Genomic DNA, 20,013 nt, shown 5'->3' with positions numbered 1-20,013 from the left:
AAAACCGGGCACGCCCCCCTCGACGGGCCCGGAGGCCTCCGCGACCGCCACCACCCCGCCGCCCGCCTCCGACGTCCAGGACGGTCCGCTGTGGTCGAACGGCTCGGTGGACCCGAGCAGCAACGACTTCTGGGCGCAGAGCGACGTGACCCTGAAGACCAGTGAGGAACTCACCTCGCTCACCGTCGTGCTGAAGATCGCGCAGACCGGCGGGGTGTCCTCGACGGGCGCCTGGCGGGCACTGCCGGAGCAGGACTTCACGTTCACGGTCGTCGAGAAGGACGGCTTCCTCGTCTACACCTGGGTGCTCAAGCAGGGCCGTACGGTCCCTGCGGGTCAGTGGGTGTTCGCCGCACAGTACGACCGCGGCCGCAGCGGCCGGAACGCCGGAAACGGCAGCTACACGGTGGCGGCGACGGCGGGTGGCGAACGGCTCGCGGTGAAGGGCGGCTTCACGGGGTAAGGCGGCGGCGGAACCGGGTGAGTATGCGCTGGGCCAGGACGGCTCCGGTGCAGGAACTCACCGCCGCCCGCCTCATGATGGGTGACCGCCGTGGCGGCGGCACGGGCGGCGCCGTTCGACAGGTCGGGGCGGAGACGTGGAAGCCGCCCACACCCGCGGCGATCGTCACCGCGGCGGCGATCGAGCCGGACCGGAGTCGAAAGCGATCGAAAGTTTCGGTGCCCTCAACCCCCTCGCGCACCAATTGACGTGCTGTCCCCCACTGGTGACACTCCGAAGGCACTCGTCCAACAGAACCCCCCAGACTCCCACAGGATGTGTCATGCGACCCCGCACCGCCCGCACGCTCCTGGTCCCCCTCCTCGCCCTGCTGCTGGGCCTTCTCGCCGCGCCGCCCAGCCCCGCACACTCCGGAGCACCCCCCGTGAACCACCCCGAGTACGCCGGCTACCTCTTCGCCTACTTCACCGGCGAGGGCACCGCCGACGGCGAGCAGATCCGCTACGCGCTCAGCCGCGGCAACGACCCGCTGCACTGGCGGGAGCTGAACGGCGGCAAGCCGGTGCTGACGTCCACGATCGGCGAGAAGGGCCTGCGCGACCCGTTCGTCATCCGCTCGCCCAAGGGTGACAAGTTCTACCTCATCGCCACCGACCTGCGGATGTACAAGAACAGCAGCGGCAGCTGGGACTACGTCCAGCGGCACGGCAGCAAGTCCATCATGATCTGGGAGTCCACCGACCTGGTCCACTGGACCGACCAGCGCCTGGTGAAGGTCGCGCCCGACAACGCGGGCAACACCTGGGCGCCGGAGGCCTACTGGGACGACTCGCTCGGTGAGTACGTGGTCTTCTGGGCGTCGAAGCTGTACGCCGACGACGACCCGGACCACACGGGCTCGACGTACAACAAGATGCTGTACGCGACGACGAAGGACTTCCGCACCTTCAGCGCGCCCAAGGTCTGGGACGACCCCGGCTACTCGGTGATCGACTCCACGGTGGTCAAGTACAAGGACACCTACTACCGCTACACCAAGGACGAGCGGGACCCGTCCTCCGGCTCCCCCTGCTCGAAGTTCATCACCGCGGAGAAGTCGACGTCGCTGACCTCGACGACGTACGACTTCGTCGCCGACTGCATCGGCAGCGGCGCGATGGACCGCGGCGAGGGCCCGACGGTGTTCAAGTCCAACACCGAGAAGAAGTGGTACCTGTTCATCGACGAGTACGGCGGCCGGGGCTACCTCCCGTTCGAGACGACCGACCTGGATTCGGGCAAGTGGACCCCGTCCACGAACTACCAGCTGCCGGCGAGCCCCCGGCACGGCACCGTGCTCCCGGTGACGCAGGCGGAGTACGACCGGCTGCTGGCCGCGTACCCGGTGACCGGCACCTCGGTGGTGGACGCGACCGCGCACGGCCAGAAGGGGTACGCGGTCGTCACCGAGGCCTCGAGCAAGGTGGTCCTGCCGATGGCGCCGGACGCCGACCTGCGCCGGCTCGCGCCGAAGCTGTGGCTCGGCGAGGACGCGACGGTCACCCCGCCCTCCGGCACCCGGCGTGACTTCCGCACCCCGCAGAGGTACACCGTGACGGCCGCCGACGGCACGAAGCGCACCTGGACGGTGGAGGCGGTGCCGACCCGCAGCCCGGTGCTGCCCGGCCTGAACGCCGACCCCGACATCGCCTACCTGGACGGCCAGTACTGGATCTACCCGACGAGCGACGGCTACAACGGCTGGAGCGGCACCAGCTTCAAGGCGTACTCGTCCAAGGACCTGGTCCACTGGAAGGACCACGGCGTGATCCTGGACCTGGGCCCGGACGTGACGTGGGCGGACAAGTACGCGTGGGCGCCGACGATCGCCCAGAAGAACGGCAAGTACTACTTCTACTTCTGCGCGGAGCAGCAGATCGGCGTGGCGGTGGCCGACTCGCCCGCGGGCCCGTTCAAGGACGCGCTGGGCAAGCCGCTGGTCGCCAAGGGCGGGAGCCTGAAGGGCCAGATGATCGATCCGGCGGTCTTCACGGACGACGACGGCCAGTCGTATCTGTACTGGGGCAACGGCCACGCGTACGTCGTCCCGCTGAACGCGGACATGACGTCGTACGACGCGTCCAAGGTGAAGGACATCACCACGGACGACTTCCGTGAGGGTTCCTTCATGATCAAGCGCAAGGGCACGTACTACTTCATGTGGTCCGAGGACGACACCCGCAGCGAGAACTACCACGTCGCCTACGCGACCGGACCGACCCCGCTCGGTCCCTGGACCAAGCGGGGCACGATCCTTTCCAAGCGCCCCGAGTACGGCATCCTGGGCACCGGCCACCACTCCGTGGTGAACGCGCCCGGCACCGACGACTGGTACATCGTCTACCACCGGTTCGCTTTGAACGGCCCCGGCAAGGCCGGCGGGGACGGCATGCACCGGGAGACGACCGTCGACCGCATGGAGTTCGCGGCCGACGGCACCATCCTCCCGGTGGTACCGACCCTGCAGTCGGTTCAGCCGGTGCGGTCTAGCTGACGAAGTACGTCGGGTTGGGCAGCTTGTACGTGCGGCCCGTGTAACCGCCGTCGAGGTCGGAGTACTGGTCGCCGAAGTCGGCGATGATCTCGTACCCGAGGTCGTCCTCGATGTGCTTGCGGGTGCCGGACTTGTACTGGACGGTGGTGCACTTCCAGGCACCCGGGGCGGCGCAGCCGCTCAGGTAGGACGGCGGGTTGGCCGCGTCCTTGAGGAACATGTGGTCGGCGTCGAGGTTCACATCGGCGCCGACCTTCTTCAGGTTCTCCACGGCGGCGGAGCGCTGGGCCTCGCTCAGACCCGAGTTGTAGAAGACCTCGACGCCCTTGGACGCGGCGTACCGGACGAGTTCGGGGCTGCCGAAGACCGCGGGACGGTCGGCCTTGTTCACGTACGCGGCCCAGGTCGCCGAGTTGTACGTGTAGTTGTAGCGCTTCTCGTAGTCGAGGCTGAGCAGCAGCGTGTCGTCGATGTCGAAGACGACGGCCGGCTTCTCGCCGTGCTTGTGCGCCTTCCGCGCGGCCTTGTCGATGTAGCGCTTGGCGTCGGCGTCGATCCCCGCCAGGTCCTTGGCGTACGGGCTGTCCGGGGACGCCTGGTAGACGCCGTTGCTGTCGAGCGTGGTGCCGTAGTAGGTGTCGATGTCCTTCACCAGGAGCCCGATGTTGTAGGGCTCGTGGGTGGAGTTCGCCGTCGACTGACCGGCGGTGGCCGCGCCGGCGCCGTAGAGGGCCCCGCCGGCGACGGCACAGGCGGCGGCGAGGGCCGCGATACGAAGTGGCTTATGCATGACAGGTTTTCTACGCGCGTCACCACCATGAGCGCGAGGCCCGTTGCCCGATCGATATCTTCCCGACCGGCCAACGGGCCCGAGGCGGCGCCCCTCCCGGATCAGTTCATGGTCGCGCCGATGGTGGTACTGCCCGTGGTCAGGAACGTGGTGTCGGGCAGGGAGCCGTCGGGCTTCCGGGCGTTGTACGTGCTCGACGCGTCCGTGGACCTGAAGGCCGGCGTCGGGACTCCGGAGTCCCGGTTGTTGCCGGCCGACGTCACCTTGGAGCCCTTGCTGACCAGGCCGCTGCCGTTGCCGACCGCCAGGTTCTTGCCGAGCTTGGCGGAGCTGGTGGCGAAGTAGTACCCCCATTTCGCGTTGGCGTACGCGGCGGTGCGGTTGATGACGATCGCGCCGGTGTTCGAGTTCTCCGTGAAGCCGTTGCCCGCGTTGTCCCAGGCGGCGGAGTTGTTGACGACGTGGGCGACGGTCACGCCGTTGCCGCCCAGTTTGTAGCCGTTGCCGTTGCCCTCGAAGGCCGGGTCGTTCCAGCGGTTCTTGCCGTTGCCGAAGGACCAGGTGTGCTCGATGGTGACGGGGGACGAGAACGACCACAGGTCGATGCCGTCGTCGGAGTTGTTGTAGAGACGGGCCCCGGTGACCAGGTTGCCGGTCCCGGAGCCGAACTTGATGGCGACGCCGTCCGCGTTCTGCCCGTGGTCGGCCGCGTCGTAGTTGCCGTAGGAGTCCAGGTTCCTGACGGTGTTGTTGACGGTGCCGTCGCCGGTGAGCGTGAATCCGGAGTCGCCGCCGTTGATGGTCTTGATGTTGTTCCAGTTGGTGCCGGTGCAGGACTGGCAGACGACCGCGCTGTCCGGGGAGTTCTGGAAGGTGATGTCGGAGACGTTCCAGTAGTCGGCGGTCAGTTTGAAGATCCACGAGCCGGAGGGCAGCCTGGACCCGTCGATCTTCACCGTCTCCGAGCCGTACGCGGTGAGCGTGATCGGCGTCGAGGACGTCCCGTTGGCGGTGGACTGCAGGGTCGCCGTCGGGTAGTAGGTGCCGCCGCGCACCTGGATGACGGTGCCGGCGGTGGCGTTCTTGATGGCGCTCGCCAGGTCGGTGGAGTTGCTGACGACGACCGTCGCGGCCTGCGCCTGGGTGGGGAGCACGGCGAGACCCGCGCCGAACGCCAGGGTGGCGCCCAGGGTGAGAGCGGTACGACGAGACATGGAGTGCGGTCCTTTCGTCTCGGGGAAGGGGTGGGGGGTTGGTGCGTCAGTGGGGTACGCGGGGCCTCCAGTCGCCGAGGTAGGTCTGCCGCGTGTGGAGCGCGGCTTCCTCGTCCGAGAGTCGGGGGCGGTTCTCCGGGACGGTGATCGCGGCCCCGGGTCCGGTGTTCCGGTACTCGCGGAAGCGCATGGACTGCCAGGGGTAGGCGTCACGCATGTTGGTGTAGGGGGCGACCGCGTCGATCCCCGGACCGAGCCAGGAGTCCCGGACTACGAGTGAGGGCCAGGCGGTCGTCTCGTAGGACGGCACCCACGGCCGGGCCAGCTTGTACGCCCCGTCCTCGGCGCCGGAGGTCACCCGGCAGCGGACGGCGAGGAATCCGCGCGGGTTGGCGCGGGCCGTGGAGGGTGCGAAGACCATGCCCTCCGGCTTGAAGGTGACGTCCCGGTCGAGCGTGTGGAAGTGGCAGCCCTCGAAGACGGCGGTGGCCCTCCCGAACACGAAGTCGACGTCGCCCTCGATGGAGCAGTCCAGGTAGTACTGCCGGTCGAAGCACCCCAGGGCGGTGGTGTCCGCGAACAGGGTGTCCTGGTGGGCCAGCAGCCGGACCCGATGGAAGAGCGAGCGGTCTCCGGTGACGTACGCCGCCACCGCCTGCGTACCGGTGATCTCCGGGTGGTCGGCGCGCAGCCAGTCGTTGGCGAGGGTCAGGTCGCTCACGGTCAGGCCGGGCGCCGCCGAGGTGAAGGTGGCGGAGCCGGCCGTGCCGTAGGTGCCGGAACCGTCCGGTTTCTGTGTCCCGTTGGCGTTGTCGTGGACGATGACGACGTCCCGGGGGTCGCCCGTGGCGCCGCGCAGGGTCAACTCCCGTGCGGTGGCGGGTACATCGACGACTTCCCGGTAGGTGCCCGGGTGGACGACGATCGTCCAGCCGGGTCCGGTGACCGCGTCCACCGCGGCCTGTACCGAACCGCCGGGGCGGACGTGCAGGACGCGGCGCGCGCGGGACGCGAAGGCGGGAGTGGTGCCGGCGGCCAGCAGGCCGCCGGCGATCCCGGTCAGCAGGGTGCGACGGTCCACGTCAGCCCTCCTTCCGCCAGGGGGTCCAGTCACCGAGGTGGGCCTCGCGGGTGGCCGACCGGGCCTCCGTGTCGCTGAGCTGGGGCCGGTTCGCGGGGAGGCTGATCGCGGCGCCGGGTCCCGTGTTGCGGTACTCCGCGAACCGCTGGTTCTGCCACGGGTGGGAGTCGGACATGTTGGCGTACGGCGCCACCGCGTCGATGCCGGCGCCCAGGTGGGTGTCCCTGACGGTCAGCATCGGGCGGGCGGTGGGGTCGGAGCCGGGCACCCACGGGCGCGCGAGCTTGTAGTACGCGTCCGGGGCCGCACTGCTGATCCGGCTCCTCGTGACCAGGTGGCCGCGCGGGTTGGCGACCGCGGTCGACGGGGCGAAGACGAAGCCGTAGGGGGCGGCGGACAGGTCCGTCCGGTCCAGGGTGCGGAAGTGGCAGCCCTCGAAGACGGCGGTGGCCCTCCCGAACACGAAGTCGACGTCGCCCTCGACGTAACAGTCCCGGTAGTACTGCCGGGCGAACGTGCCGAGCGCCATCGAGTCGGCGTACAGCGTGTCCTGGTGGCCGAGGAAGCGGCACCGCTCGAAGGCGCCGCGGTCGCCCTGCACCTTGATGGCGACGGCCTGCGTGCCGGTGATCTCGGGGTGGTCGGCGCGCAGGAAGTCGTTGGCGAAGGTGAGGTGCCGGGCGGTGAACCCGTCGGCCTGCACGGTGGTGGTGGCCGAGCCGGTGGTGCCGTAGGTGCCGCCGCCGGGCTTGGGCGTCCCGTTGGCGTGGTCGTACACGACCACCACGTCCCGGGCGTTCCCGGAGGCGCCGATCCAGGTCATGCCCGTGCGGACGGTGTCCACGACGACCGTCTCGCGGTACGTCCCCGGCGCGATGACCAGCGTGTACCCGGCGCCGTCCGCCGCCGTGACGGCGGCCTGCACGGTGGTGAAGTCCCCGGCGCCGCCCGGGTGGACGTACAGGGTCTTCCCAGTGAGGCGGGCGGACGGCGAGCCGTACCGCCCGAACGCGGAGTCCGCCCGGGCGGGACCCGCCAGGCCGAGCGCGAGGGCGGCGCCGGCACCCGCGGCGAGGAAGGCTCTGCGCCCCACGGTGGCCGCCACGGTCAGCAGACCTTTCCGGCGCCCGCGCGGTGGTCGACGATGCCAGGAACCGCCCGGGCCGGGTCGACCTTGGTGCGCAGGGTCGGCGTCCAGCCGGCACCCGACTGCAGCGTCTCGCCGGGGATCTCCGCGTTGTGCACGGCGATCAGGTCGGTGAGCGTGCCGTTGACGTAGTTGTCGGCGGCGGTGACCGGCGCGTCCTTCCACTTCTTCAGGATCTTCCCGGCGCCGACCCCGTCCGGCAGCGTGAACGCGTTGTGCTCGGCGACGAGCTGGGACTCCATGCCGATGCCGTAGCTGTAGGAGTAGCCGTCGCCGGCGACGAAGTGGTTGTTGTAGGAGTCGACCTGACCGAAGCGGACACGCGGTGCGCGCTCGACCAGGTTCGCGAACAGGTTGTGGTGGAAGGTGACCTTCAGGTGGCCCCGGTCGACGGCGGCGGTGGAGGCGCTGTCGCTGTTGCCGATGAGGATCGTCTTGTCGTGGTTCTCGAAGACGTTCCAGGAGGCGGTCACGTAGTCGGCGCCCTTGACGATGTCCAGTTCGCCGTCGTGCTGCTCGTAGATCCGGCCGTAGTAGTACGGCAGCGTGCTGTCCGGGTGGTCGCCGTCCGTGAAGGTGTTGTGGTCCATCCACACGTGCGTGGAGCCGTAGACGACCGCGCTGTCGTACTCGGAGTTCCAGTTGCCGTCGGCGGTGTCGGTCGGGTCCCACTGCGGGAAGCAGTCGAGCGGGCTCTCGAAGGTCAGGTTGCGGACGATGACGTTGTCGACGCCCTTGATCTGAAGGCTGGCGCCCTTGAAGCCGGCGTCCTTGCCGATGCCGACGATCGTGGTGTCGGCCGGGATGTTCGCCTTGATGTAGGCGTCCTGGACGGCGGCGGAGGCGCGGCGCAGCCCCTCGGGGCTGTCGTCGGGCTCGCCGTCCAGGTTCTTGCTGCGGCCCCAGGTCTGCGGGGCGTACGTCTTCAGGTAGGTGTCGAAGTCGTAGCCGGGCACGGCGAAGGAGGCGCAGCTCGGCCCGTCGGCGTCGATCGTGCCCTTCACCCTGACGATCTTCGGGGCGGAGCCGCCGTCGGCGAGGGCGGCCTTGAACTGGTCCCAGGTGGTGACGGTGTACACGTGCGCGGCGTCGGCTGCCGCGCCACCGGAGGTGCCGGTGCCGTAGGAGCCCCAGCCGTCGTGCGCGGCGAGGGTCTGGCGGCCGAGGTCGCGAGGCTGGGCGGCCTGCGCGGCGGGGCCGGTGGCGACGAGAGCGAGGGCGGTGCAGCCGATCAGCGCGGTCGCCGTAACTGTGGCATGGGCATGCCATTTCTGTGGGCGCATGGTGCGGCTCTCCTTGGGATGGATGGGTGGTTACGCGGCGGGCGGCGGTGGCCAGGTGATCCAGGACGCAGGGATCTCCTCGCCGAGCCGGCGCACGTCCCGGGGCGCCAGTACGTGGCGGTGCAGGAGCTCGCCGGTGACGAGTCGGGCCACGGCGATCGCGCCGGGCGGGTTGAAGTGCGTGTTGTCCTGTTCGGTCGCCGTCCAGTTGAAGTACTTCTTGGTCTCCTCGACACCGAGCCGTTGCCACAGCGCCAGCGACAGGGCCTCGATGTCGAGCAGCGCGACGTGCTCGGCCTCGGCGAGGGCGCGCATCGCCGCCGGGTAGTCGCCGTGGGTGGGCACGGCATTGCCGTCCGCGTCGAACTTCCGCCGCTCGACGGGGGTGGCGAGCACGGGCCGGGCGCCGTGCGTCCGCGCGCCGTCGATGTACAGGCGCAGACAGTCCTGGTAGGTGGTCCAGGGCTCGGTGTGACGGGCCGGGTCGGCGGTCTTCTCGTCGTTGTGCCCGAACTGGACGAGAAGGAGGTCGCCGGGCCGGATCGCGGCGAGGACGGCGTCGAGCCGCCCCTCGTCGACGAAGCTCTTGGAACTCCGCCCGTTCACGGCGTGGTTGGCGACGACCAGGCCCTCGCGCAGAAAGAAGGGCAGCGCCATGCCCCACCCGGTCTCGGGCGCGGCGTCGGCGTACTTCTGGGCGGCGGTGGAGTCGCCGGCGATGTACAGGGTGCGGCGGCGGCCTGCGGCGCGCGCGGGACCGCTCACCGCGAGAGCGAGCGGAACGGCGGCGACGGCCGCGGAGGTGAGCTGTCTGCGAGTAAGAGACACAGCGGGTGCCTTTCCACAGGGGGTGGTGACCCGCGCCCTCTTCAGGAGCGCGGGTCTGCGCTGATCCGGACGGGACCTAACGCTGCTGCTTCTTCCACTCGGCCTGGGCCTTGTTCAGCTGGTCCGCCAGGGTGTCCAGGAACTGCCGGGCCGTCATCTTGCCGAGCAGCACCTTCTGGAAGTTCGGCTCGTTGTCGGCCTTGGAGATCGTGTTCCAGTCCGGCAGGTAGTACGGCAGCTGCACGATCTTGGTGCCGGAGCCGTTCAGGGCTTCGGCGGCGAGCTTCGTCGGCTCGGCCTTCTGGATCCACGCGTCCTTCGCCGCGTCCACGTTCGCCGGCACCTGCCCCGCCGACTCGTTGAACTTCGAGTTCTCCTCGTGGGAGACGGCGAACTCGATGAACTTCCAGGCCGCCGCCTTGTTCTTGCTGGACTTGAACACGCTCAGACCGTCGACCGGGTTGGACACCTGTACCCGGGTTCCGTCGTCCAGTGTCGGGTTCGGAATGCCGCGGAACTTGTCCGGTCCGAGCGCCTTCACATGGTCCTGGTAGGACCCGAGGTTGTGGCTCAGCATGCCGATGGTGCCGCTGTCCCACTGGGCGACCATCTTGGTGAAGTCGTTGTTGACGTCGGCGGTCGGAGTGTCCTTCTTGTACAGCGCCACGTACTTCTCGAGGGCGGCCACGTTCTTCGGGTCGTTGACGGTGGTCTTGTCGCCGTTCCAGAAGGAGGTGATGCCGGTCTGGCTGTACATCGCGTCCAGGGCCGGTGCGATGGAGCCCTTGCCGCCCCGGATGGTGAAGCCGAACGCGTTCTTGCTCCTGTTGGTCAGCTTGTCCGCGGCCTCGTAGAACTTCGACCAGGTGGTCGGCGCGTCGAGGCCCGCCTTCTTGAACAGGTCGGTCCGGTACCACAGGGTGCCGTTGTTCGCGGAGGTCGGAATCTGGTACAGCTTGCCGTCGCCGCCCGCCGCCTTGCTGCTGTCCAGCAGGTTCTGGCTCAGCTTGCCGCCCAGCGGACTCTTCTCCAGGCGGCTGTCCAGCGGCTCCAGTGCGCCCTGCGCGGCGACCTCGGCGAGCATCGCGGTGCCGACACCGCCGACGTCCGGCAGGCCGCCGCCCTGGATGGCGGTGTCGTACTTGGACTGGGCGCTCGCGGCCGGAATGCCGACGTAGTCGACCTTGATGTCCGGGTACTTCTTCTCGAAGTCGGCGATGACCTGCTTCCAGATGTCCGTGCGCACACCGCCGTTGTTGTCCCAGAAGGTGATCTGGCCCTTGCCGGAACCCTCGGTGCCCTTGTCCCCCGCGGCGCCGCTGCCGTCGTCGCCGCACGCGGTGGCGGTGAGGGCGAGCGCGGAACCCACGGCGACGGCCAGGGCGGCACGCCTGCTTCTGCGGTAGCTGATCTTCATTGGTCGGCTCTCTTCTTCTGGTTCCTACGGAGAGGTGAACGGAGAGGTGCAGGTGGTGCAGGTCAGGTGATGCGGAAGTGCGTGAACGTGGCCGCTCCGGCCGGTCCCTGGCCGGCGGGGGCGAGCGCGAAGAGGCCGAGCAGGGCGCCGACCCAGCGCCAGGGGGTGGCGGAGAAGACCTGACCGGACGGCCGGAAGCCCTCGCCCAGGTCGTACGAGAACCGGCAGCGCGCCCCGCGGCCGATCTCGATCCGCAGCCGGGCCCGCCCTTCGGGCGCGGGCCGTGGATGCCCCGCGTCGCGCTCCGCCTCGGCCACCTGCTCGGCGAACCGGTGCACGAGGTCAACCGTCCCGTCGGCCCCCCGCTGCAGTCCGATCCAGCTGAACGCGTCCCCGAGCACCGCCAGCCCCGCCCGGGCTCCGGGCACCTCACTGGCCAGCCGCAGTTCGACCTCGACCGCGCAGGGCCGTCCCGGCAGCCGCTGGGTGAGGACGTTCGGCAGGGTGCGCAGGTCGTGGACGTCGGCCGAGCGGACGCAGGTCAGCCGTAACCCGTCGGCGGAGTGCTGGGTGGCCCACCCGTCCCGGGGGTTGGCCGTCCACTGCCACTGGCGGCCGTACCGTCCGCCGGGGAAGTCGTCGTCGGTGGCGGGCGCGGCGGGCGGCTGCGGCGGCAGGTCGGGCTTCGCGTGCACGGCGACGGGGACGCCCTCGTCCCCGATGACCGGCCAGCCGTCCGTCCCCCAGCGCATGGGCTGGAGGTGGACCACCCTCCCGTACGCGCCCCGCTGCTGGAAGTGCAGGAACCAGTCCTCCCCGCAGGGGGTGCGCACCCAGCCGCCCTGGTGCGGTCCGTTGACGTCGGTGTCCCCCTGCTCCAGGACGACCCGCTCCTCGTACGGTCCGAAGAAGTCGCGCGAGCGGAAGGCGCCCTGCCAGCCCGTCTCCACTCCCCCGGCCGGGGCGAGGATCCAGAACCAGCCGTCGTGCCGGTGGAGCTTGGGCCCTTCGAGGGTGAACCAACCGGGGATCCGGTCCCCGTCGACGATCACCTTGCCCTCGTCGAGGACCGCCGTGCCGTCCGGGTGCATACGGTGGCCCGTGAGCCGGTTCTTGACACCGGAGCGGGACCTGGCCCAGGCGTGCACCAGGTAGGCGTCGCCGGTCTCGTCGTCCCACAGCGGACACGGGTCGATCAGGCCCTTGCCCGCCTTGACCAGGTGGGGGCGGGTCCACGGGCCCCGGATCGCGGGGGCGTTGACCTGGTGGACGCCGTGGTCGGGGTCGCCCCAGAAGATCCAGAAGCGGTCGTCGTGGTGCCGGACCGACGGTGCCCACACGCCGCAGTCGTGGCGCGGGGAGGCGAACTCGTCCTCCGGCTCCAGGCGTTCGAGGGCATGCCCGACGAGGGTCCAGTTGACCAGGTCCCGGGAGTGCAGCAGCGGCAGCCCCGGGGCGCGGCCGAAGCTGGACGCGGTCAGGTAGAAGTCCTCGCCGACACGGACGACGTCCGGGTCGGACCAGTCGGCGTCGAGGACCGGGTTGCGGTAGGTGCCGTCGCCCGGGTCCGCGCTGGTGAGGCTCATGGGCTCACCGCCTTGCGGACGAGGGCCGCGGCCTCGTCACGGCCGAGGCGGCCGTCGGCGACGACGGTGACCACACGGCGGAGGACCGTGTCGCCGGGCGCGACGGTGAGCCGCTCGTCGTGGGCGAGGCAGGAACCCACGCCGGGGTACTCCTCTGCGCGTACGAACCACGGGGCGCGCCTGGTGCCGCCGGTGGCCGCCGCGAAGGCCAGGGTCCAGGTGCCGCCGGCGAGGGCCAGCCAGTCGGCTCGGGTGCCGTGGATCTCCGGCTCGCCCTCGCGGTCGGAGGTGAAGACCTGCGGCGGCTCGGCCTCCTTGCGGGCGCGCCAGAAGAAGCCGCCGTAGGCCGCGCCGGGGCGTCCGTTGGTGGCGGGGCTTCCGATCGACAGCAGGCCCGATGTCGCGTTGGTGAGGGAGAAGGTGAAGTCCAGCGCCCAGGCCGTGTCGGTGAGTTCGGTGGCGGCGACGGTGCGGCGTTCGCGCAGCAGTTCGCGGCGCGCGGCCACCCAGCGCAGGTCCTGCACGAAGCCGTCGGGGCCGCGGAACTGGAAGGCGGCGTGGCGCTGGGTGCCGTGATCGTCCAGCTCGGTCGGCCCCTGCCCGCGGACGATGGGGGTACCTCCCTGCTCGAGCGAAGGTGAGAGCTTGGGGGAACGTCCGCCCCAGAAGTTGTGCCCCTCGACGTCGGGAACGGCGACACCGACGCCGAGGTGGTGTGTGTGGTCGCCGGGGCTCAGCTCGGTCACGGCCGTGCCCGCCAGTGTGGTGACCGGGTGCAGGTAGGGGCGCGGGGAGAGCCGGGCAGGGAGCTCGGGGCGCGTGACATAGCGGCCCACCGGGCGGCCCGCGACCCGCAGGACCAGTGAGTCGGTGGCCGTCATCGGGTGCTCACCTCTTCCGGGAGCGCGGCCGGAAGCGCCCAGGGCACGCCCAGCTCGGAGTAGAGGGCGAGGGTGTCGGCGGCGGCAGCGACCAGCCCGTCGACACCGGGTACGACACGGCGCCTCTCGCCGGGGACCCGGTGCCAGGCGCTCTGTGGCAGCGCGGGCGGGTCGGGGGCCTGCCGGACGGCCTCCACGATTCTCATGAAGGCGCCGGTCGAGTCCGGGGTGACCAGCAGCTCGTCGCCGTCGGTGAGGTGCCGGACGAGGTTCTCCAGCAGGTCCGTCCTGCCGTACTCGAACTCCTCCGGGCCGTGACCGGCCCGCTGCAGCAGCACGCGGTCCTGCTTGTACCAGAAGGTGATCCGGCCGCTGCTGCCGTGCACGAGGACGTACGGCTCGTCGGGGTGCTCGGCGCACAGGGTCGCGGCGACGGTGACGGGGCGGCCCTGTGCGGTGGTGACGCGGACGCAGGAGGTGTCGTCGGACTCGATGGCGTTGGCGCGCCACAGCTCGGTCTCGATGCCGGTGACGTCCTCGGCGCGGGTGCAGCCGCCCAGGGTCAAGGCGGTGGCGACGGCGTGCGCGAGGGGGTTGGTGAGCGCGCCGTCGACGACGTCGACGCCGTCCAGCCGGCGCCTGCCGGCCCAGCGCGCGCGCCGGTAGTAAGCCTCGTCGCGTGCCCAGGCACCCGCCCCCCCGACGCCGACGACCTCTCCGATCGCCCCTCGGGCGACCAGCGCCCTGATCGCGGGCACGGCGTGCGAGCCCAGCGACTGGAACCCGATCTGGCAGGCGACACCCGCCCGGGCGACCCCGTCGGCCATGCGCCGGAACTCGGCGAACGAGGGAGCGGGCGGTTTCTCCAGCAGCAGGTGGACGCCCTTCGCGGCGGCCGTCAGAGCCAGGTCCGTGTGGGTCGGGATCGGTGTGCAGACGACGGCGATCCGGGCCCCGGTGGCCTCCAGGAGCGCGCCGAAGTCGGCGGACTGCCGCGGTGAGCCCAGTCCCCGGGGGATCTCGTCCCTGGTCAGCGGTGTCAGCTCGCAGATGCCCACGAGCCGTACGAGGCCCCGGTAGTGGAGCCGGCGGATGTTCTCCAGGTGCCAGCGGCCGTGTCCGCGGGCTCCGGCCAGTACGACGGGCAGTGCTGTGGTCGTCATGGGATCCTCCCCGCGCGTCACCTCTCGGCCTGCTTTGCCGGCGGTTCCCCTCACCCCTTCACCGCCCCCGCACTGAACCCCGTGATCAGCCACTTCTGGATGAAGGCGAACACGATCACGACGGGGACTGCGGCGATGATGCCGCCCGCGGCGAGCGCGCCGAGGTCGACGCTGTCCGCACTCATCAGGGTGTTCAGACCGACCGGGATGGTCTGCTTGCTCTGGTCGGACAGGAACATCAGGGCGAACAGGAAGTGGTTCCAGGCGTGCACGAAGGCGAAGGAGCCGACGGCGATGAGACCGGGCCGCAGCAGCGGCAGGACGACGATCCGGAAGGCGGCGAAGCGGTTGCAGCCGTCCACCCAGGCGGCCTCCTCGAGCGAGGGCGGCACGTTCCTGATGAACCCGCTGATCAGGATCATCGACAGCGGTAGCTGGAAGACGGTCTCGGCGATGACGACGCTGCCCAGCAAGTTGATCATCCTCAGGTTGGCGAAGATCTGGAAGAGCGGTACCAGCAGCAGCGCGCCCGGCACGAACTGCGAGCAGAGGAGGGCGAGCAGGAAGGCGCGCTTGACACGGAAGTCGAACCGGGCGAGCGCATAGCCGCCGGCGAGCGCCACCACCGTCGTCATCACGAGGGTCGCGACGCCGACGAGCACGCTGTTCTGGAAGTAGGTGCCGAAGGCCCGCTCGGTCCACACCTTCTCGAAGTGGTCGAAGGTGATCGGCCAGGGAACCAGCGACGTGGAGCCGGCCGGGCGCAGGGCGAAGAGCAGGATCCAGTAGAAGGGGACGACGGTGAAGAGGAGGTAGAGGGACAGGGGCAGGTAGATCTGCCAGCGCGGGACCTCGTCCCAGGCGCGGTGCCTGCCCTTGGGACGGGCCGGCTCGGACACCACGCGGTCGGGTGCGGGCGCGATCTCGGTGATCACTTGTCCTCACCTCCGAACTTGCTCAGCCGCAGATAGACCATCGAGAAGAAGAGCAGGATCACGAACGCCACCGTGGTCAGTGCCGAGGCGTAGCCGAAGTTGTGGGCGTCCACGCTGGTGTTGGCGATGTAGAGCGGGAGCGTGGTGGTCTCACCGGCCGGGCCGCCGCCGGTGAGGGTGTAGAGCAGGTCGACGTTGTTGAACTCCCACACCGCGCGCAGCAGGGTGGACAGCACGATGGCGTCCTTCAGGTGCGGCAGCGTGATGTGCCAGAACTGCTTCAAGCGGCTCGCCCCGTCGACCTCGGCGGCCTCGTACAGGTCCTTCGAGACGGACTGGAGGTCGGCGAGGATGAGGATCGCGAAGAAGGGGACGCCGCGCCACAGGTCGGCGACGACCGCCGCGGGGAAGACGGTGGAGGTGTCCGACAGCCAGCTCGTGCCGTAGGAGCCGATGCCCATGTCGGCGAGGTAACGGGTGATGCCGGTCTGGGAGTTGTAGAGCAGCACCCAGATCGCCGAGGTCAGCACCCCGGAGACGGCCCAGGGGGAGAAGACCAGCGCCCGGCCGAGCGCCCGGCCCACGAAGGTCTGGTTGACGATGAGGGCGAGGGCCATGCCGAACAGCAGCTGCAGCCCGACCTCGACGACGACCCACTTGGCGCTGAACGTCAGCGTGTCCCAGAACTGCGGGTCCTTGGTGAAGGCCTGGACGAAGTTGTCGAAGCCCGCGTACCCGTTCCGCCACGGCTTGGTGGGGTTGTAGTTCTGCAGGCTGTAGTAGAAGACGCTGAGGACCGGATAGGCGATGAAGCCCAGCATCAGCAGGGCCGCCGGCGCGATCAGCAGGTACGGGAGCCTGCGCGGCGTGGCGGAGGCACGGCGCCGCCGGGGTGGCGCGGGCGGTTTCGCCACGGCTGCGGCTTGGGCCATGACTGTTCTCCGTTCGCAGGGGACTGGTTACAGCGAGTACAGGAAGCGCTTGCTACGCAGTCATGGCTGAAGCGCTTCTACGGGCGGTGCTCGGTTGCCCGGTACCCCGGGACCTGGGGTGGTGCCTGATCAGCCCGGGGGTCGTGTGGTGCGTCAGCCGGCGTACGGGTCCGGGACCTGGCCGGGACGGGCCAGGAACTCGAAGTCGCAGCCGGTGTCGGCCTGGGTGATCTGGGAGTTGTAGAGCACGCCGTAGCCCCGCTCGTACCGCACGGGCGGCGGTGTCCACTCCGCCCTGCGGCGCCTGAGCTCCGCGTCGTCCACGTTGAGCCGCAGGGTGCGGGCCTCGACGTCGAGGGTGATGCTGTCCCCGGTACGCACCAGGGCGAGCGGTCCGCCGATGTACGACTCAGGGGCCACGTGCAGCACGCACGCGCCGTAACTCGTACCGCTCATCCGGGCGTCGGAGATCCGCACCATGTCCCGCACGCCCTGCTTGAGCAGGTGGTCCGGGATGGGCAGCATCCCGTACTCGGGCATCCCGGGGCCGCCCTTTGGTCCCGCGTTGCGCAGCACCAGGACGCTCTCGGCGGTGATGCCGAGGTCCGGGTCGTTGATGGTGCGCTGCATGGTCCGGTAGTCGTCGAAGACGACCGCGGGACCGGTGTGCTCGAGCAGGTGCGGTTCGGCGGCGATGTGCTTGATGACGGCGCCGTCCGGACAGAGGTTGCCGCGCAGGACGGCGACCCCGCCCTCGCGGGCGACCGGGTTGTCGCGGGGCCGGATGACGTCGTCGTCGTGCACCTGGGCGCCCGCGATCTGCTCGTGCAGGGTGTCGTGGGACACCGTCGGCCGGTCCAGGTGCAGCAGGTCCGGGATCCGGGAGAGGAACCCGGGCAGGCCGCCGGCGAAGTGGAAGTCCTCCATCAGATACCGCTCGCCGCCGGGCCGGACGTTGGCGAGCACGGGGACCGTGCGCGCGATGCGGTCGAAGTCGTCGAGCGTGAGCTTGACCCCGGCCCGTCCGGCCATGGCGATCAGGTGGATGACGGCATTGGTGGAGCCGCCGAGCCCGAGGACCGTCGTCACCGCGTCCTCGAACGCCTCGGGGGTGAGGATGTCGGACAGCTTCCGGTCCTGGTGGACCAGTTCGACGATCCTCAGGCCCGCGGCGGCGGCCATCCGGTCGTGCCCGGAGTCGACGGCGGGGATGCTGGAGGCGCCCGGGATCGTGACACCGAGCGCTTCGGCGGCGGCCGTCAGCGTGGACGCCGTCCCCATCGTCATGCAGTGCCCGGGCGACCGGGCGAGGCCGCTCTCCAGCCCCTGCATCTCGCAGTCGCCGATGAGGCCGGCGCGCTTGTCGTCCCAGTACTTCCACATGTCGGTGCCGGAGCCGAGGACCTCGCCCCGCCAGTGACCCGGCAGCATCGGCCCCGCGGGCACGAAGATCGTGGGCAGGTCGACGCTCGCGGCGCCCATCAGCAGCGCGGGCGTGGACTTGTCGCAGCCGCCCATCAGCACGGCGCCGTCGACCGGGTAGGACCGCAGCAGCTCCTCGGTCTCCATCGAGAGCAGGTTGCGGTAGAGCATCGGGGTCGGCTTCTGGAAGGTCTCGCTGAGCGTGGAGACCGGGAACTCCAGCGGGAAGCCGCCCGCCTGCCACACGCCCCGCTTCACGGCCTGCGCGCGATCCCTCAGATGCACATGACAGGGGTTGATGTCGGACCAGGTGTTCAGAATGGCGATGACCGGCTTGCCCAGGTGCTCCTCGGGCAGATAGCCGAGCTGCCGGGTGCGGGCCCGGTGGCTGAAGGAGCGCAGCCCGTCGGTGCCGTACCACTGGTGGCTTCTGAGCTCTTCCGGCTTCTTCATGCGGACCACCCGGCGGCTATGGCGGCGACCTCCGCACGCTCCTCCTCGGGCAGCGCCCTGCTCGGCGGGCGTACGTCCCGGCGGCACAGGCCGAGCGAGGCGAGGGCCTCCTTGACGACGGTGACGTTGTCGGCGGAGCCGTTGGCGGCCCGCAGCTCCTCGAAGCGGCGGATCTGTTCCCACACCTTCATGGCGGCCGGGTAGTCACCCGATCGAAGCGCGTCGATCATGTTCAGCGAGACGGAGGGTGCGACGTTCACGAGTCCCGAGGTGAAGCCCGTGGCGCCCGCCGAGAAGTAGGAGGGCGCGTACGGTTCGGCGAGGCCCGCCACCCATACGAACCGGTCGAGGCCGGCGTCGCGGGCGAAGGCCGCGAACTTGGCGGCGTCCGGGACGGCGTACTTCACACCGATGACGTTGGGGCAGTGGTCGGCGAGCTCGGCGAGCCGCGCGCCGGGCAGCCGGGCGTTGCGGATGTAGGGCACCACGCCCAGCTCGGGCACCGCCTCGGCGATCGCGCGGTGGTAGTCGACCCAGCCGGCGGCCGAGACGTACGGGTGGACGGGCTGGTGGACCATCACCATCCGGGCGCCCAGCTCGCGGGCGTGCCGCGCGGAGGCGACAGCGGTGGGCACGTCATGTCCCACCCCGACCAGGGTCGCGGCCCGCTCCCCCGCCTCCTGGACGGTCAGTTCGGTGACGAGGCGCCGCTCCTCGGGGGTGAGGGCGTAGAACTCGCCGGTGTTCCCGTTGGGCGTCAGGGTCCTCACCCCGCCGTCGAGCAGGCGACGCAGCAGGGCCCGGTGGGCGTCCTGGTCCACGCGGCCGTCCTCGGTGAAGGGGGTCACCGGGATCGCCACCACGTCTGCCAGGGCCGCCCGCTGGGTCTCGAACGTCGTTGTCATGCCTGACCGTCCTCTCCCCGGGCCTCCGGATGCGCTGCTTCGGTCGCGGGGAAGGCCCGTCGCACGAACGACGCGATGTGGGCGTGGAGGGCGCTCGCCGCCCCGTCGGCGTCGCCTCCGAGGGCGAGCCGCAGGATCTCCCGGTGCTCGGTGGCCTCCCGCTCCCAGGAGGGGTCGGCGGCCCAGGCGACGGCGGAGACGAGGGCGGCCTGGTCGCGCACCTCGTCCAGCATCCGGCCGAGCAGCGGGTTGCCGCACGGCAGGTACAGGGCACGGTGGAACTCCCGGTTGGCCAGGGAGCGTTCGGCGGTGTCGCTCGCCTCGTCGGCCCGCTTCAGTGCGTCGCGCGCGGCGTCCAGGGAGGCCCCACGCCGTACCGAGCGCCGCAGCGCCTCCGGCTCCAGGAGCAGCCGGACGTCGTAGACCTCGCGCGCCATGTCCGCGTCCACCATGCGCACCGTGACGCCCTTGTACTGGCTCATCACGACGAGCCCGGTCCCGGCCAGGGTCTTGAGCGCCTCGCGCACGGGGGTCTTCGACACCCCGAACTGTGCGGCGAGTTCGGTCTCCACGAGGGCCTGGCCGGGTGTCAGCTGCCCGGTGAGGATGCGGTGTTTGATCCCCTCCAGCACGTACTGGGTACGGGAGGGGATCGGCGTGGGCACAGAGGTCATGCGCGCCTCTCGGATGTCGCGTACGCGATGTCGCGTATCTGATCTCGCGTATCGCGTCTCATATATGACGTACGAAGTACAACGCGTCGAAGGTAAGAGCGCCCCCGTGTTTCGTCAATGCTTCTGGCAAAGGGAGTTGCGGTTGCGGCAGGGCGCGTGACGGGCGGTCACTCACGGCGTATCGCTCCCAGGGGCACACATGGCAAGGTTCCAGCAGGGTTCCGTCCGGCACGGCGCCCCAACCCGCGCTCTTCTAAGGCACCTGCCCGATCCCGCCCCCGGGTCCTTAGAGCCACGATGACCGGG

17 protein-coding genes are annotated in these 20,013 nt (G+C 70.2%); 2 read left to right on the top strand and 15 right to left on the bottom strand.

Features of this window, described 5'->3' with window-relative positions:
- The coding region (locus C3488_RS30980) for a hypothetical protein (protein ID WP_103844208.1) at positions 1-463 on the top strand (463 nt) is incomplete at its 5' end.
- Between the two features lie 322 nt (positions 464-785).
- Positions 786-2,996, top strand: coding sequence for a family 43 glycosylhydrolase (locus tag C3488_RS30975; protein ID WP_103844207.1), 2,211 nt, complete (start codon positions 786-788; stop codon positions 2,994-2,996).
- Here C3488_RS30975 and C3488_RS30970 read toward each other — a convergent pair.
- The 15 genes from C3488_RS30970 to C3488_RS30900 all read right to left on the bottom strand — a co-directional run bounded on the left by C3488_RS30970 (position 2,989) and on the right by C3488_RS30900 (position 19,707).
- Complete coding sequence (locus C3488_RS30970; RefSeq protein WP_103844206.1) at positions 2,989-3,786, bottom strand: HAD family acid phosphatase; 798 nt, start codon at positions 3,784-3,786, stop codon at positions 2,989-2,991. The genes C3488_RS30975 and C3488_RS30970 overlap by 8 nt on opposite strands.
- Positions 3,787-3,887: 101 nt before the next feature.
- Positions 3,888-5,000, bottom strand: a complete 1,113-nt coding sequence (locus C3488_RS30965) for a chondroitinase-B domain-containing protein (RefSeq protein ID WP_103844205.1) — start codon at positions 4,998-5,000, stop codon at positions 3,888-3,890.
- Positions 5,001-5,046: 46 nt separating this feature from the next.
- The gene (locus C3488_RS30960) at positions 5,047-6,081 is read right to left on the bottom strand and encodes a pectinesterase family protein (protein WP_103844204.1); all 1,035 of its coding nucleotides are present in this window, start codon (positions 6,079-6,081) and stop codon (positions 5,047-5,049) included.
- Position 6,082: 1 nt separating this feature from the next.
- Positions 6,083-7,186: a pectinesterase family protein gene (locus tag C3488_RS30955; RefSeq protein WP_103844203.1), complete on the bottom strand. Its 1,104-nt coding sequence runs from the start codon at positions 7,184-7,186 to the stop codon at positions 6,083-6,085.
- A 2-nt stretch (positions 7,187-7,188) separates the two neighbouring features.
- Positions 7,189-8,511: a polysaccharide lyase family 1 protein gene (locus C3488_RS30950; RefSeq protein WP_103844202.1), complete on the bottom strand. Its 1,323-nt coding sequence runs from the start codon at positions 8,509-8,511 to the stop codon at positions 7,189-7,191.
- 30 nt (positions 8,512-8,541) lie between these two features.
- Complete coding sequence (locus tag C3488_RS30945; RefSeq protein ID WP_103844201.1) at positions 8,542-9,339, bottom strand: rhamnogalacturonan acetylesterase; 798 nt, start codon at positions 9,337-9,339, stop codon at positions 8,542-8,544.
- Positions 9,340-9,415: 76 nt separating this feature from the next.
- Complete coding sequence (locus C3488_RS30940) at positions 9,416-10,756, bottom strand: sugar ABC transporter substrate-binding protein (RefSeq protein WP_103844200.1); 1,341 nt, start codon at positions 10,754-10,756, stop codon at positions 9,416-9,418.
- Between the two features lie 62 nt (positions 10,757-10,818).
- Positions 10,819-12,342, bottom strand: coding sequence for a glycoside hydrolase 43 family protein (locus C3488_RS30935; RefSeq protein WP_103844199.1), 1,524 nt, complete (start codon positions 12,340-12,342; stop codon positions 10,819-10,821).
- The gene (locus C3488_RS30930) at positions 12,339-13,223 is read right to left on the bottom strand and encodes a PmoA family protein (protein WP_103844198.1); all 885 of its coding nucleotides are present in this window, start codon (positions 13,221-13,223) and stop codon (positions 12,339-12,341) included. Before C3488_RS30930 ends, C3488_RS30935 begins: the two co-directional genes overlap by 4 nt.
- Entirely contained in the window at positions 13,220-14,386 is a 1,167-nt protein-coding gene (locus tag C3488_RS30925; protein WP_103844197.1) for a Gfo/Idh/MocA family protein, read from the bottom strand. The genes C3488_RS30930 and C3488_RS30925 overlap by 4 nt, the downstream gene beginning before the upstream one ends.
- Before the next feature lie 50 nt (positions 14,387-14,436).
- On the bottom strand, positions 14,437-15,321 hold the full coding sequence (locus tag C3488_RS30920) for a carbohydrate ABC transporter permease (RefSeq protein WP_103844196.1): 885 nt from the start codon (positions 15,319-15,321) through the stop codon (positions 14,437-14,439).
- Entirely contained in the window at positions 15,318-16,253 is a 936-nt protein-coding gene (locus tag C3488_RS30915; RefSeq protein WP_103844195.1) for a carbohydrate ABC transporter permease, read from the bottom strand. Before C3488_RS30915 ends, C3488_RS30920 begins: the two co-directional genes overlap by 4 nt.
- 153 nt (positions 16,254-16,406) lie before the next feature.
- Positions 16,407-18,128: an L-arabinonate dehydratase gene (gene araD, locus C3488_RS30910; protein ID WP_103844209.1), complete on the bottom strand. Its 1,722-nt coding sequence runs from the start codon at positions 18,126-18,128 to the stop codon at positions 16,407-16,409.
- Positions 18,125-19,033 (bottom strand): dihydrodipicolinate synthase family protein, encoded by a 909-nt coding sequence (locus C3488_RS30905; RefSeq protein ID WP_103844194.1) that lies wholly within the window; start codon positions 19,031-19,033, stop codon positions 18,125-18,127. The genes araD and C3488_RS30905 overlap by 4 nt, the downstream gene beginning before the upstream one ends.
- Positions 19,030-19,707: a GntR family transcriptional regulator gene (locus C3488_RS30900; RefSeq protein ID WP_103844193.1), complete on the bottom strand. Its 678-nt coding sequence runs from the start codon at positions 19,705-19,707 to the stop codon at positions 19,030-19,032. Before C3488_RS30900 ends, C3488_RS30905 begins: the two co-directional genes overlap by 4 nt.
- Between the last annotated feature and the right edge of the window lie 306 nt (positions 19,708-20,013).

Origin of the sequence: Streptomyces sp. Ru72, assembly GCF_002920635.1 — a bacterium.
In the GTDB taxonomy this organism is placed as follows: Bacteria; Actinomycetota; Actinomycetes; order Streptomycetales; family Streptomycetaceae; genus Streptomyces.
This window is presented reverse-complemented; position numbering and strand designations above follow the sequence as displayed.